Origin of the sequence: Olivibacter jilunii, assembly GCF_900607235.1 — a bacterium.
GTDB lineage: Bacteria > Bacteroidota > Bacteroidia > Sphingobacteriales > Sphingobacteriaceae > Olivibacter > Olivibacter oleidegradans.
Genome location: NZ_LR027850.1, coordinates 422,499 through 436,268, shown reverse-complemented (window position 1 = coordinate 436,268; position 13,770 = coordinate 422,499). Strand labels below are relative to the sequence as shown.

At 42.9% G+C, this 13,770-nt stretch carries 12 protein-coding genes and 1 riboswitch; of the genes, 5 read left to right on the top strand and 7 right to left on the bottom strand.

What is annotated here, in order from left to right; translation table 11 throughout:
- Positions 1-17: 17 nt before the first annotated feature.
- Complete coding sequence (locus E0E36_RS13050; protein WP_130856336.1) at positions 18-4,067, top strand: chemotaxis protein CheB; 4,050 nt, start codon at positions 18-20, stop codon at positions 4,065-4,067.
- On the opposite strand, the gene E0E36_RS13045 is transcribed toward E0E36_RS13050, so the two are convergent.
- From E0E36_RS13045 to pncA, 3 genes are all read right to left on the bottom strand, one after another.
- A complete protein-coding gene (locus E0E36_RS13045) occupies positions 4,064-4,651 on the bottom strand; it encodes a CDP-alcohol phosphatidyltransferase family protein (RefSeq protein ID WP_242627204.1) in 588 nt (195 codons plus the stop codon). The two genes, E0E36_RS13050 and E0E36_RS13045, sit on opposite strands and share 4 nt — an antisense overlap.
- A gap of 48 nt (positions 4,652-4,699) precedes the next feature.
- A riboswitch (TPP riboswitch) is annotated at positions 4,700-4,794 on the bottom strand.
- Positions 4,795-5,095: 301 nt separating this feature from the next.
- The gene (locus E0E36_RS13040; protein ID WP_130856335.1) at positions 5,096-5,929 is read right to left on the bottom strand and encodes an MOSC domain-containing protein; all 834 of its coding nucleotides are present in this window, start codon (positions 5,927-5,929) and stop codon (positions 5,096-5,098) included.
- A 227-nt stretch (positions 5,930-6,156) separates the two neighbouring features.
- Positions 6,157-6,747 carry a bifunctional nicotinamidase/pyrazinamidase gene (pncA, locus tag E0E36_RS13035; protein ID WP_130856334.1) on the bottom strand — a complete coding sequence of 197 codons (591 nt, stop codon included), beginning with the start codon at positions 6,745-6,747 and terminating at the stop codon, positions 6,157-6,159.
- Positions 6,748-7,139: 392 nt separating this feature from the next.
- Between pncA and E0E36_RS13030 the strand changes: the two genes are divergently transcribed.
- From E0E36_RS13030 to E0E36_RS13020, 3 genes are all read left to right on the top strand, one after another.
- Positions 7,140-8,180 (top strand): c-type cytochrome, encoded by a 1,041-nt coding sequence (locus E0E36_RS13030; RefSeq protein ID WP_130856333.1) that lies wholly within the window; start codon positions 7,140-7,142, stop codon positions 8,178-8,180.
- Between the two features lie 19 nt (positions 8,181-8,199).
- Entirely contained in the window at positions 8,200-8,673 is a 474-nt protein-coding gene (locus E0E36_RS13025) for a DsrE family protein (protein WP_130856332.1), read from the top strand.
- A 71-nt stretch (positions 8,674-8,744) separates the two neighbouring features.
- Positions 8,745-9,656, top strand: coding sequence for a molybdate ABC transporter substrate-binding protein (locus E0E36_RS13020; RefSeq protein ID WP_130856331.1), 912 nt, complete (start codon positions 8,745-8,747; stop codon positions 9,654-9,656).
- 96 nt (positions 9,657-9,752) lie between these two features.
- Here E0E36_RS13020 and E0E36_RS13015 read toward each other — a convergent pair whose 3' ends face one another.
- Entirely contained in the window at positions 9,753-10,409 is a 657-nt protein-coding gene (locus tag E0E36_RS13015) for a response regulator transcription factor (RefSeq protein ID WP_130856330.1), read from the bottom strand.
- A gap of 210 nt (positions 10,410-10,619) precedes the next feature.
- Positions 10,620-10,853: a hypothetical protein gene (locus E0E36_RS13010; RefSeq protein WP_130856329.1), complete on the bottom strand. Its 234-nt coding sequence runs from the start codon at positions 10,851-10,853 to the stop codon at positions 10,620-10,622.
- Positions 10,854-11,202: 349 nt separating this feature from the next.
- Here E0E36_RS13010 and E0E36_RS13005 point away from each other — a divergent pair, with 349 nt between their 5' ends.
- Positions 11,203-13,044: an FG-GAP-like repeat-containing protein gene (locus tag E0E36_RS13005; protein WP_130856328.1), complete on the top strand. Its 1,842-nt coding sequence runs from the start codon at positions 11,203-11,205 to the stop codon at positions 13,042-13,044.
- On the opposite strand, the gene E0E36_RS13000 is transcribed toward E0E36_RS13005, so the two are convergent.
- Together E0E36_RS13000 and E0E36_RS12995 are read right to left on the bottom strand one after the other, a co-directional pair.
- Complete coding sequence (locus E0E36_RS13000; RefSeq protein WP_130856327.1) at positions 13,037-13,291, bottom strand: hypothetical protein; 255 nt, start codon at positions 13,289-13,291, stop codon at positions 13,037-13,039. The two genes, E0E36_RS13005 and E0E36_RS13000, sit on opposite strands and share 8 nt — an antisense overlap.
- Before the next feature lie 54 nt (positions 13,292-13,345).
- Positions 13,346-13,759, bottom strand: coding sequence for a winged helix-turn-helix transcriptional regulator (locus tag E0E36_RS12995; RefSeq protein ID WP_130856326.1), 414 nt, complete (start codon positions 13,757-13,759; stop codon positions 13,346-13,348).
- Positions 13,760-13,770 lie beyond the last annotated feature (11 nt).

Here is a 13,770-nt window from a genome sequence, read left to right as displayed (position 1 = left end):
TGCAGTATCATCTTTCTATGACCGAAAAAAAGGATATAAGAGAAACGGCCCATTATATAGTAGCCATTGGAGCCTCTGCCGGTGGCTTAGAAGCTATCAATAGCTTTTTCGATGCCGTACAGGATTTTTCACAATTATCTTTTATCATTATACAACATTTATCGCCCGATTATAAGAGTCTTTTAGTGGAATTGGTTTCCAAGCATACCCAAATGAAAGTGCTGGAAGCCAAAGACAATATGGCGGTGGAGCGAGCGGCTATTTATGTCATCCCTAATCGGATGAGCATGACCATTCATAATGGGACCTTATGCTTAGCCGAAAAAGTGGTCAACAATGTTCCCAACAACGCCATTGATATTTTTTTGGACTCGCTGGCAAATGACCAACAGGAAAGGGCCATTGCCGTCATCCTCTCCGGTACGGGAAGTGATGGTACCAAAGGTATTCAGGCTATAAAAAAGAACAAAGGCTATGTGCTCGTACAAGAGCCGAATACAGCTAAATTTGACGGCATGCCTAATATGGCCATTATGAGTGGCTATGCGGATGCGATATTGTCTCCTAAGGAAATGCCTCAGCAGATGCTGGATTATATACAGCTCATGAATGGGGAAGATGAAGCGCTGAGCGGTGAGCTGAACGATCAACAGGTGGATCGTATTTTAGCGCTGGTGCATGAAAACAGTGATCGCGACTTCAATTATTATAAAACGCCGACGATTATCCGCCGTATTTCGCGGCGCATACGGCTGCAGCAAATAAAAAGCGTTCAAAAATACATCGAATTCCTGGAAGGAAATGCGGACGAGGTGCATAGTTTAGCAAATGATTTATTAATCAATGTGACGCGTTTTTTTCGGGACCCCGAAGCGTTCCGTTACCTAGAAGAACAAGTTTACCCATCGCTGGTCAAGCAAAAAGCAACCGGGGAGACCTTTAAGATATGGGTTTGTGCCTGTAGTACCGGCGAGGAAGCCTATTCATTGGCCATATCGCTGGATCAATACCTTCAGCAGACGGCAACTCGGCTTCCGGTAAAGATTTTTGCCACCGATGTCGATGAAAGTAACATTCGACTTGCCAGCAGAAATCGATATCCCTTATCCATTGAAAAAGATGTACCCTCTTCGATATTGAAACGCTATTTCACGCTAGAGGATAATCACTATACCGTTATACCACGTATTCGAAAGCAAGTTGTTTTCGCTCACCATAATGTCATCAAAGATCCGGCTTTTATAAAGAACGATCTGATCAGTTGTCGCAATATGCTGATCTACATGAACAAGGTATTGCAAGAGAAAATATTGTCGATCTTTCATTTTGCCCTGAAACCGGGCGGTGCCTTATTTTTAGGACCCAGTGAAACCACCGGGGCTCTTGAAAATGGGTTTGAGCAAATATCGGGCAAATGGAAAATTTTCAAAAGATCACCACATCAACTGAAAAAGTACTTGGGTGAATATGGCAATGCACTTGGTACCGTCAGCACTTCGTATGTTCCCAGGAAAGCCACTGAATCACTGAGTGTCAGTGAAAGCCTTCGTCGTGATTTTCAACAACTCATGTTGGACGAACTCGGTTATACCGTTATCTATATAGACGGCTACAATGAGGTCAAAGAAACCCTCGGCAACTACCACAATTATTTGAGCCTTCCCAAAAAAAAGCTGAATTTGAATATCCTCAGTATGGTTCCCGAGGAGGTAAAACTACCATTGAGCAATGCCATACGTGAATCGAGACAAGAAGGAATAAAAGTATCGTTAACCGGCTTAAGCTTCCATAAGAATGACCAGATCAATCATGTAAATATTCACATACACCCAGCGGCACCTCCACACGAGCATTTATCCATGCTGGTCTTTATTGATGCAACCATCCCGCTGCGGGAACATGAACCCCTATCGACGTTTACGCCGCGCAGCGATTCCCCGGATGAAAAGCGCTACATTCAAGAGCTGGAAGAGCAATTGAGCGAAACACGTAATAATTTGCAATTGGCGATAGAAGGATTGGAGACAACCAATGAAGAACTCCAGAGCTCCAATGAAGAATTATTATCCAGTAACGAAGAGTTACAAAGTTCCAACGAAGAGTTGCAGTCGCTCAATGAGGAGTTGCATACATTAAACACGGAGCACCAGCTGAAGATTAAGGAGCTCATCGAGTTGAATGATGACCTTGACAATTACTTCAAAAGCACGGAGGTCGGTCAGGTATTTCTGGACAAGGATTTAAAAATCCGGAAGTTTAACCCGCAAGCCATGCGCCTGATTAATTTAATAGAAGGTGACATCGGACGGCCCATCGGCCATATTTCCAATAATCTTGCCAATGATAACCTGTTGGAAGATATTAAGAAAGCGCAAAGCGACAAAGGCTTTTACGAAAAAGAGGTGCAATTACAGGATAGCCGCATCTACCTTATGCGTATTTATCCTTTTGTTCGGCGCGACAAAGAGATTGATGGCCTTGTATTAAGCTTCATTGATATTTCCGCTTTGGAAAACCTGAACAGCATCATCAAAGCCGTATTTGATGCCAGCTTAGAAGCCATATTTGTGCTAGCGGTCAATAAAGACGCTTCAAGCCCCGATCAACAATTTGCCTTGCTCACCCAGAATGAAGCAGGAATCAATCTGTTAGATAAACTAGCTATTCATAAAGAACATCCGTCCTTTTTCGGGCATTTAAGCAAACGCCTCGGCCAGCGGGTCACCAAAAAACTACTTGACACCTATTCTTCCGGAACTGCTCGTAAGATTGCCTGTAATTTACAGATCGACAACCGCGAACAGTGGTTTGAGATAAGTATGGTTAAAATGAGAGACGGCCTGGCGCTCACTTTTAATGATATTACCCTGCAACGAGAGACGACAGACAGACTGCGCAAAAACTATAATGAACTGGTTGTTACCCGCGAACAGTTAAAGAATCTGAATAGTGGCTTGGAAGACGAGGTAGCGAAAAGAACAGCGGAATTGGCCCTCAGCGAAGAACGTTTTCGGTTGGTAGCTCGTGCCACCAACGACTGCATACGCGATTGGGATCTTGTTAATAATACGGTATGGTACAGCGATAATTTCTATTCCATCTTCGCCTATAAGTCGGAAGAGAATTTAAAGGAAATCAATCAATGGTTCAGCAAAATCCATCCCGAGGATGTGAAAGCTGTACGAAAAGATTTGCTTAAAGCGATTAACCAAGGTGCCGAACAATGGAGCGGCGAATATCGTTTTCACAAAGGGGATGGCTCTTACTGCCACGTGTTCGATAGAAGTTTTATCCTGAATAATGAGTCCGGTATGCCTTTTCGAGTAATCAGCTCATTAATGGATGTAAGTACATTAAAAGAAGCCGAGTTAGCTACCAGGGAATTAGCTACCAAGAAGGATGAGTTTATGAGCATTGCCAGCCACGAATTAAAAACGCCTATTACAAGCATGAAAGCCAGCTTGCAGCTTATCGATCGACTAGCGGAAAAAGGCGGGCCCAATGGTATGCTTAAAACATTTGTAGCGAAAGCTAATCAGCAGGTCGACAAGATTACTTTCTTAATCGAAAATCTGCTGGACGTAACGAAGATTCAGGCAGGAAAGATTATCTTACAGAAATCAACGTTTAACATCAATGAATTGATACAAGATTGTGTGTACGAGGTAAAAAATATGGGGGGCCATACGATTCAAATACACGGCAATATAGATGTCGATGTATATGCCGATAAAAACCGCATTGAGCAGGTATTGATTAATTTTTTGACCAATGCCATCAAGTATTCGCCCAAAGCGGACAAGGTTGACTTATTTACAGAACGGAACGAGTCCGAAGTGAAGATTTCGGTAAAAGATTACGGCATCGGCATACCACAGGAAAAGCTCGATCTGGTATTTGACCGCTTTTTCCGCGTAGAGGAATCGTCGTCACAATTTTCAGGACTGGGTTTAGGCCTGTTCATTTCGTCGGACATCATTAAGCGTCATCAGGGTCAAATCGGCGCAGTCAGTTCACCAGGCGAAGGTTCCACGTTTTGGTTCAGTCTACCCATTCAACAGGCCTAGCTTGGATTTTGCTTCCGTCGCACTCGCAGCGCTTCCTTTATCCCCTTGACGTCGGCTTTCCACTTGGGCAACAGCCACACCATGATGGTTTCTTCGAGTAGATCTAAAGTCGTCAAGGCGATCGCGATATAAAATAAGGGTAAAGAAGGCGTGGTAAGAAAAAATGACGGTATTAAGAAAAGTGCTTGGGCAACGGCGGCCACTTTAGCGAGGTAGGTATGAAAGCTGGTAAATTTTCCGTAACGAATCAACGCTGAGCCAACTTGAATGAGAAAGAGAATAAGCAATACGAGTATCCAACTATACTCCCTGTATAGGAAATCCTTGTGATAGACAAATAGCCCAATAACGGCCACCAATATGGTTAAATCGTCCGCAATGGAGTCCATCTTGGCGCCCATAACACTCACAACCTTGTACTTTCTAGCCAAAAACCCGTCGATGGCATCGGTAAAAAAGCTGAAGGCTAGTAACCATTTGAACCAGTTAAGCTGTTCAGAAAAAATAAGAAACAGGAGAAAAGGAGCGGCTATTAAACGATAAAACGTAATGCCGTTAACCATATAATAGCTTCCCTTATGCATATACAAGCCTTTTGCACTAAAAAAGACGGCCCAAGTTTCTACCTAGGCCGCCTTGACTTTTTTAATTCCTTCGTTGGCATTACCCAAATCAGGTTCAATGGGTTTATTCTCAGACTTATTAAAAGCCACCCCTTTAAAAAAATCTATATAGATAACATAGTGGTCTCTTTTTTGTTTGGATTTTTTTTTAAAAAAGCTAAAAGCTTTACGCTATAGGCTATAAGCTATAAACAGTGAATAAGGGAATTGTTAATAGTGAATAGTTTGCCCTACGCGTAACGTCCTCCTGCTATTGCTATCGTAACTGTCAGCCATTCCTATGATAAGTCTGCTCAACGAATGAACCATTCAACCACCCAACTATTTAACAAGCCAACCATTTAACTACTCAACTATTTAACGACTTAACTATTTAACAACTCAACCATTTAAAGCCCCAACTACTCAACTACCTCCCACTATAAAACGTTCCTCCGTGTGGGTACTCAGCACTTCCAAAGGGTCGCCAACCTTAACAAAACCACTACCTTGATGTATAAGATTCTGTCCGAATAGAATTTTCTTTTCCCTTGAACGGTACGAGGCCAATGTTTTTAACGGTTCTTTCGCCTTTTTTGCACTTTGTTGATCAATTGTAGTCATCACACACCGCGCACAAAGCTTAACGCCGTAAAAATCGATCGTGCCACCAATTCGTATATGGTTCATGCGATCCTCTTCAAAGGCAGCGCCCCCTGTAAATACGATATTAGGCCTAAAGCGATTCATGGGAAGAGCGATCTCCAGCCGGGCGTTTAAGTCATCCAACGATGCTTGTCCTATTATCAAAAAAGGGTAAGCATCCGAAAAAGAAGTAATCATGCCTTTAGGCGCGTAGCGTTGATCCACTTCGCGCGTGGTACTGTCAGGCATATACACCAATCGGCAGGTCAAGCCCAGGGCATCACTAAACCAGGCATCCACCTCACGGCTCACGGAAACCGCTTGACAAGTATCTTCCCAGATGACAACTTCGCTTAATTGAGCTTCAACCGGCTCAAAAGGTATATGCATTTTCCCCCGTTCAGGATGCGTTACCGACAAGCCATCACCCCCCATCTCAAGCTTAAACAAAGCCATTTGCGGGTGGACGCGTTGCGTAAGAAATTGATTGTTTTCATCGATCAACATCCATCGCCGATCGTATTTAAAGCCTCTATCGGTGACTTCGGCCTCCGAAAGCGCAATACCACCCAACGATTTGATCGGATAAATAAAGAGTTCGCTAATTTTTAGCATAGGCTATGAGTATAGTAAACAAAAATAGAAACGCTTGCGTGGTTTTCAAATGAACGTGGGATATTTTTAATATGATTATCGGAAATGACGCCTGCTTATAATACCTAGATTGCTTCACTTCTTTCCAGACTCCACTTCTTCATGTCGCCTGCCTGCGGTAGGCAGGCAAGGACGTGGATAGGAGCGTTTCTGCGAGGAGGCACGACAAAGCATTCTATTTGTAATACTTATAAAATCTGTCCTCCTTTTTCTTGGAAATCGAGCTTCAGCCGTTGATATCGTTCCGGATCAATGGCACGGGAGGCGTGTTCAATAATACCGGCTTTAAATCCCAGGTCAAGGGCATCATTGGCTGTATAATAGACGCAATAATCGGCTGCAAGACCACAAACTGCTACTTCTGTTACACCTCTTCCCTTTAAAAAGTCCGCCATACCTGTCGATTTCTTCCTTCCATTATCAAAAAAGCCGCTGTAGCTATCAATATGTTGATCCATGCCCTTTCTAAAAATAGCTTCGACCGCATTCGTTGACAGTTTCGGTGCTAAGGCCGCTCCCTCTGTTCCCTGTACACAGTGTACCGGCCAAAGCACTTGCTCCAAGCCATTCCATTGAATTCGCTCAAAAACCTGCTTTCCCGGATGTTCAGTAAAAAAACTTTTATGATTTGCCGGATGCCAATCCTGCGTAGCTACTACTAACTTGTAAGACGATTGCAATTCATTGATAATCGGAATAACTTCGTCCCCTCGTTCCACCGCAAGAGCGCCTCCCGGCAAAAAATCGAGTTGTATATCGATAATAATTAGTGCTTTCATTTCAGATACTATTCACTTACTTTCAAAAATACGTATTTTCCTTTTAGGCTATAAGCCTTAGGCAATAGGCTTTAGGCATTAGCTTTTAGCTTTCAGCCACTAGCCTGTTCATCATCACATTGGCTAATCAAGCTATAAGCCATAGGCAATAGGCTTTAGGCATTAGCTTTTAGGTATCAGAAATCAGCTTTCAGCCACTAGCATGCTCATCATCACATTGGCTAATTGTCACATCATCACATTAGCTAAATTAACTACTCAACGACTTAACCACTTAACTATTCAACGACTCAACTACTTAACAATTCAACCAAAACCTCCATAACTTCCGGTTATACCCTATAAAAAAAGCTCGTTTAAATCTGATACAGATAGCACCTAGATTTGCCACCATGGAAAAGATAAAAGAAACTTTTACAGATGATGAGACGGCCCGGCAGGAAGTTTATCGCTTGACAAAGTACACGAAAATCCTTACGTGCCTTATCTTGCTATTAATCGGGTCGTGTATTTATATCCTCCATGGCAGGACCGTACAGGTTCCCGTAGTCGGCCCTAATGCGGAAAAAACGACAGCAGGCGACTATCTATCCTACGTAAGTGAGGCCGTAATCAGACCTTTCGACAATAGTAAAGAAGGTGAACTAGCTGCTTACGGCCATCGATTAATCACGGAAACCTATAAATATCTAGGTCCGGAAGTAAAGGAAGGAATGGTTACCGGTAACAATCTAGCCTGCTCCAGTTGCCATCTAAATGGAGGCACCAAAGCTTACGCTGCACCCTATATTGGTTTATCCGGAGTCTTCCCTATTTACATCGGACGCGAAAATAAAGTTGAATCTTTAGAAGAGCGTATCAATGGTTGCTTTGAACGAAGCATGAATGGAAAAGCTATTCCGGTTGATAGTAAAGAGATGCGCGCTATGATCAGCTACATAAAGCATCTCAGCCGAGATGTCGCAATCGGTAAGCGTATCGAGGGGCAAGGATTCGTTCAACTAAACAAACCCAATCGAGCAGCTGATAGGATAAAAGGAGCCGCTGTATTCAAAAGATATTGTATAACTTGTCATGGCGAAAATGGACAGGGTAGCCGTCGAGGTAAAAGTGGCGACGGAAAAGGTTATCTATACCCTCCGCTTTGGGGCAACGATTCTTTCAATGACGGAGCAGGCATGGCCCGTTTACTGACAGCGGCTCGATTCATCAAAGGGAATATGCCCTTGGGCGCAACTGCCGAAGACCCGATTTTAACGGATGAAGAGGCCTATGACGTAGCTGCTTATATCAATTCCTTTAGCAGACCGCAAAAAGCAAATAAAGAATTGGACTATCCCGATCTGACCAAAAAGCCAAAGGATTGCCCTTATCCGCCTTATATAGATCGGATTACCATAACACAACATAAATTAGGACCTTTTAATTTTTAACATTAATACCATATCGATCATGAAATCATTGAAACCATTTATTCTCGCTACTGCTTTATTTTTAAGTCTAGCATCTTTTGTTTATGCCCAAGATAGCCAAGCCATTATCCGTAACAGGGCTTATCAAGGTGCCGAGGCGATCCAACCTCGGTATCGCGCCATCTATCAACTGGATAGTAACGCTCCGGCTACCATCGAAAAGGCCATACGGAACATCAACAATGTACTGCAAGATCCGCGACTAAAAGGAAAAATCGAAATAGAGCTGATTGCTTTCTCGGGAGGTACGGAAGCGTACCTAAAAAATGGCAAATATGAAGCCGCATTAAAAAGCTTAATCGATCAAGGCGTAATTGTAGCCCAATGTTTAAATTCTTTAAAGGAAAGAAAACTGAAAAAAGAAGAGTTGTATGACTTTATTGCCTATGTACCCAGTGGAAATGGCGAGTTGGTTATTCGCTCAGCCCAGGGCTGGACGATTATTAAGCCTTGATCGCTTACCAATCAGAACACACAGGAAACAAGACAATGATCAAGAGAACAAACACAATAACAAATCAAAACATGAAGACAACATTCTTTTTTATGGCAAGTATACTCACCCTTCACTTGGCTAAGGCACAACAAGGGCACCATTATGACCCGCCTTGGAATACGCCACCGGAATCGAGTGTCCAATTTACCGTGCCTGGTATAAACAATGCACCTGATTTATATGGTGATGTGGAAAATCCGCAACTCGTTGTATTCTTCGCGGGTAATCAATTTATGTGCATCGATGAGCTACTTAGTGGATTTAAGGAGAAGCATCCCGAGTACCAGCGCATCTTTGCTGAAACACTTCCGCCCGGTATATTGGCAAAGCAAATAGAAGGCGGATCGCTGACTATGGGCAATCTACGGATTACCCATCAACCCGATGTCTATACCGCAGGAAAAAATCGGATAACAGAGATGGCAAGCTATTTTGATCGTACGGAAGTCTATGCGTACAATAAATTAGCCTTAATGGTTCCAAAGAAAAATCCGAAAAAAATTAAGGCCTTAAAAGATCTAGGAAAAAAAGATATTCGGGTCAGCATGCCGAACCCGGCTTGGGAGGGAATCGGGCGTCAGATTGAAGCCGCTTATAAAAAAGCCGGAGGTGAAACTTTGTATGAAACCATCATGCAGACAAAAGTAAAAAACAACCGTACTTATTTAACACGCATCCATCATCGTGAAAGTCCACTGCGTATATTATACGGACAAAGCGATGTGGCCCCCGTGTGGTACTCCGAAGCTTATTATCAGAAAATGATCGGCCACCCGGTTGAATTGATTCCGATAGCGGATGAACAGAACATACGCGCGACTTACATGGCCGGTAAGTTAAAGCAAGCACCCCATCCTCGGGCGGCTGCCGACTTTATCGACTATTTAGCCTCCGATGAAGCAAAAGCGATCTACAAGAAATATGGCTTTGAAACCGACTAAAAGTTAGTCATGGAGCAAGGCAGTCTCGCTTTTAAGACAGCCTTGTTCTTTTTATTATTTACCACCTTTGATTACGCGGAGGGTGGAGCAAGTAAACTAATACTTACGTTTCAAATAGGCTTGCGATGTTAAAGAGATTAGATTATGTTTTAATGCTTCCAACACTAAACCCACTCTACTTTTCACACCAAATTTCGCAAACAAGCAAGCCCGATAACCGTCGATTGTTTTAATGGAAAGGCACATGCAATCAGCTATTTCATGGTAATTTAAGTCGGAACAAGCTAAACGAAGAAACTCCAATTCTCGGTCTCTTAAGTCCATCCAATCTGTATTGGAAGCCTGAAACCCCATGTTCGTCAGGTAATTGTTGTAATAACCCTTCATCCATATCTCCTGAAGTGCACCTTCCAATTCTTCTAATTCTATATTTTTTTGCAAATACGCACAACAACCGGCTCGGATCATTTTCATAACACTGACCGAATCGTCGAGCCCGGAAATCGCAACCAATTTAACGTTTGCATATTTTTTTTTGACGCGTGCTGCCACCTCATCTCCGTTCATTTCAGGCATGAGCACGTCTATTAACAAAATATCCGGTACCGATTCCCCTTTGTCTAACTGTTCAAATAGAGAGAAACCGCTATCCGCCAGTAAAGTCACCTCAAAACAAGAGAAAGAGCTAATAATAATTTCCAAGGACTTTAACACTAACGTGTGATCCTCCACAATGCCAATGGTTGCTTTCATAGGCTACCGAATTATAGTTGATCGAACCAGGTTTGATTCGCTTTCCTAGCTTTATAATTGATGAATAAAGTAACTGAAATTATTTCGGTTCATCAAGTATAATAGCCACTATTATCGGGCCGGCATGATTAAATGCGAAATTGTGGGAAATATTCTCAATGATCACAAGCAAATAAATCTGGTATTTATTGCAGGCTTCTATTAAGCCTATTATTGGTAATAATTCTTGAGTAGATGGATCGATTTAAAATCCAGGATATCGGTAATATCATACGTCGAAAGTGAAATAGATTCATAGGTTTCCAAGTTATCCAATTCTACCTCTTTATTAATCGGATTTTCTGTCAAGATATAATGTTCATTCAAAGGAATAAGGCTAATATCGCCTATTGTATGGATTTCTGCCTTGAGCAGTTTTCCAAGGGATTCTAAACTTAGGGGCATAACTGCATTTCAATAAGATAGTTGGACAAAATTACGCTATTTTATTTTAAAAAAAATGACTTTTATCATGTTTTCCTTTTTAAATGAGCATCACGTCGCCTACCTAATGATTTGGCTCAGAAGATTATGTAGCGACGTCCCCTTATACAAGTTGTACATCATTTCCTAACATTTATTTATTAATTAAATAATATTTCATTTTCTTAAAAACACCTATCTTGTCTCTTTAATATTATTCATTTATGCTTGTTTATTGTTGACGAGATCGGTATAGATTTTCAGATAGAGGCAGCGGCGGCAGTTTACATCAACGTACAAATAAGCTTACCAAAACTTAAATATTTATAGGATGAAAAAAACAGTCTTAGTCGTTGCAAGCGTGTTATGTTTAGCAGCCTGCAAACAGGTAGAAATGAACGCCCCTAATGATTCAGCTAAAGCAGCCTCCTTACAAGCGGCGCCTAATCTTGCCTTGCTCGCCAGTGGAAACCCTTTTAAAGTCTTATCCTTTAATGTCAGGCATCATGATGACAGCGATCCGCAAAGCATTGATGAGCGAAAGGGAAGTATCCGTCAGATTATTGTAGACAGTGCCCCCGACGTGTTTGGCGTACAGGAATTTTCTGACGACTCCTTCGAAACGTGGTTTAGAGTCCAAATGGCTGATCTGGGTTATGGCGAATATTACGACACAAGGATCACCGGCACACCCAAAGCCATTTTTTTTAAAAATGTACGTTTTAGTCTTCAACGAAGCGGCACCTCACGATTAGGTGCCTCACCTATCATCAATACCGCTACCTGGGTGGTATTACAAGATAAAATCACCTCCAACCGATACTTTATCAGTAACAGTCATTGGCAATATGATTCGCAAGCTATACGAATTGAGAATGCGAAAGCGCTGGCGGCCTTGGTAAAGCAAGAGAATACGGACAACCTGCCGGTGATTGTGTTTGGTGATTTTAATGCAAAGCCTGGTACCACCGAAATTTTAAATCTCAAAAATGAATTGGACGTGGTAGATGCCTTGGGAGATAGCTCAGGCGACTATACCTTTCACGGCTGGGATGCTACAGGCAGTTCCAAATTGGATTGGATTATGAGCGACAGAAGCATGGCCTTCACCTCTTCTCGTGTTATTACCACCAGCTATAACGGTTATTGGCCTTCCGATCATTGGCCCATCATAGCTACTTATGTCCCTTGCATCTTTGGCGGCCCGCACAACGATGTCAATGGCAAAAGCAGCAGTGCCGGTACCAACTTTTATTTTGCCGACGTAAATGGCGATGGGAAACAGGACAAGATTTATTGGAACCCCACCTATGATAGCGGTAGGCCACAAGTATTCCTTTCCAATGGAGATGGCACTTTTGCCGCTTCGGCAATTGCGCATGCCGCCGGCACTTCCTCCCTAAGCACTAGCCGTTATCATTATGCGGATGTGAACGGCGATGGTAAGGCCGATCAGATTTTATGGGATCCAAACTTAAATGCCGGTCACACCCGCGTCTATTTGGCGACCACGGGCGGTAATTTCAGTTCGACCGTCGTGGATAATCCCGAAGGAACGAGCGCAGGCAAGACTACAGTATTTCATTTCGCCGATGTGAATGGTGACGGCAAGGCCGATAAAATTTATTGGAACTCGACTTTCGATTCGGGTAAAACAAGGGTATACCTTGCCACGTCGGGCGGCAACTTTAGTGGTATGGTAGTTAACGGTTCAGAAGGCGCCAGCACCACCGCCGGTACCACTTTCTATTATGCTGACGTAAACGGTGACGGCAAAGCCGATAAAATGCTATGGCATCCAAGCTTAAACGCCGGAAAAACCATGGTGTATCTCTCCGATGGTGATGGTACCTTCACAGCATCCAGCGCCTTCAGCAATTCAGGCGCCACCAGCGTTTCGGCATCCACTACCTTCTATTTTGCGGATATCAATGGTGATGGCCGGGCCGATAAAATCTACTGGCGTCCGGATCTATATTTGGGCAAAATAAAAGCTTACTATTCAACTACCGGTAATACTTTTGACGGCCCTATTTATTCACTAAGAGGCACCTCGCAGAGCGCCAATACCAACTTCTATTATGCAGACATCACTGGTGATGGAAAAGCAGATCAAATCCGATGGGATTATGCGGAAAATGAGGGTAACCTACGGAATTACTTCGCTAAGTAATCATAATTAGAAAAGGAGGTGTATAAAGTTCATCATCGTTGTCATTGCCGCCCTGCTGGCCTGGTAGGCGATGACAACGATGTAAAACCGCAGATTGTTTCGTCATTCTCCCTCGCAATGACGCGTTTTCTAGGTGTTCACCACCTTTTGACACTCCCGTTTTTACACATAATAGGCGGATGTCCGCTTCCACCCCATCAACCGTAATATTTTGTGTACGACCTGTACTATTTGCTAAACATGACACCTATTTGCCAAAATAGTTTTACCGCCGCTATTTTTTTCCGTTCGTTGCGCATCGTTAAAAACTTTCCTGTTTTCTTCTACCCAAGTCTTCGTAGCAGTCTGTATCACCGCTTCGCTTAAATCGGTGCATTTGCCCCCAATCGCTCAGCGTTTGAAATACATCTTGAAGCGTTTCGACATATTTGGTAAGATAGTATTCGATGCGCAGGGGACGTAGCTTCATGTTAATTTTTTTCTGCACAAGGCCATGCAGTTGCAGATGCCTGAGTTCTTTCGCTAGGCAATGGGCCGATATGCCATCAACCACATCCTGAATATCTTTAAACGTGCAAACTTCTTTTGAAAGTGCAACAATAATCCGTAGCTTCCACTTCCCGTTCAACACACACATCGTCTCTTCGAGGAAATCAAGTTTAGCGTCATCGAAATAAAATATCGATCCATCAACGGAATCAGTAGTCATAGCCATAATTTATTTGT

Coding starts and splice junctions, on each gene's coding strand:
- E0E36_RS13045 (WP_242627204.1), bottom strand. CDS start 4,651: ATGCATAAGGGAAGCTATTATATGGTTAACGGCATTACGTTTTATCGT.
- E0E36_RS13025 (WP_130856332.1), top strand. CDS start 8,200: ATGAAATCATTGAAACCATTTATTCTCGCTACTGCTTTATTTTTAAGT.
- E0E36_RS13010 (WP_130856329.1), bottom strand. CDS start 10,853: ATGCCCCTAAGTTTAGAATCCCTTGGAAAACTGCTCAAGGCAGAAATC.
- E0E36_RS13050 (WP_130856336.1), top strand. CDS start 18: ATGACCGAAAAAAAGGATATAAGAGAAACGGCCCATTATATAGTAGCC.
- E0E36_RS13030 (WP_130856333.1), top strand. CDS start 7,140: ATGGAAAAGATAAAAGAAACTTTTACAGATGATGAGACGGCCCGGCAG.
- E0E36_RS13040 (WP_130856335.1), bottom strand. CDS start 5,929: ATGCTAAAAATTAGCGAACTCTTTATTTATCCGATCAAATCGTTGGGT.
- E0E36_RS13015 (WP_130856330.1), bottom strand. CDS start 10,409: ATGAAAGCAACCATTGGCATTGTGGAGGATCACACGTTAGTGTTAAAG.
- E0E36_RS13005 (WP_130856328.1), top strand. CDS start 11,203: ATGAAAAAAACAGTCTTAGTCGTTGCAAGCGTGTTATGTTTAGCAGCC.
- pncA (WP_130856334.1), bottom strand. CDS start 6,747: ATGAAAGCACTAATTATTATCGATATACAACTCGATTTTTTGCCGGGA.
- E0E36_RS13020 (WP_130856331.1), top strand. CDS start 8,745: ATGAAGACAACATTCTTTTTTATGGCAAGTATACTCACCCTTCACTTG.
- E0E36_RS12995 (WP_130856326.1), bottom strand. CDS start 13,759: ATGGCTATGACTACTGATTCCGTTGATGGATCGATATTTTATTTCGAT.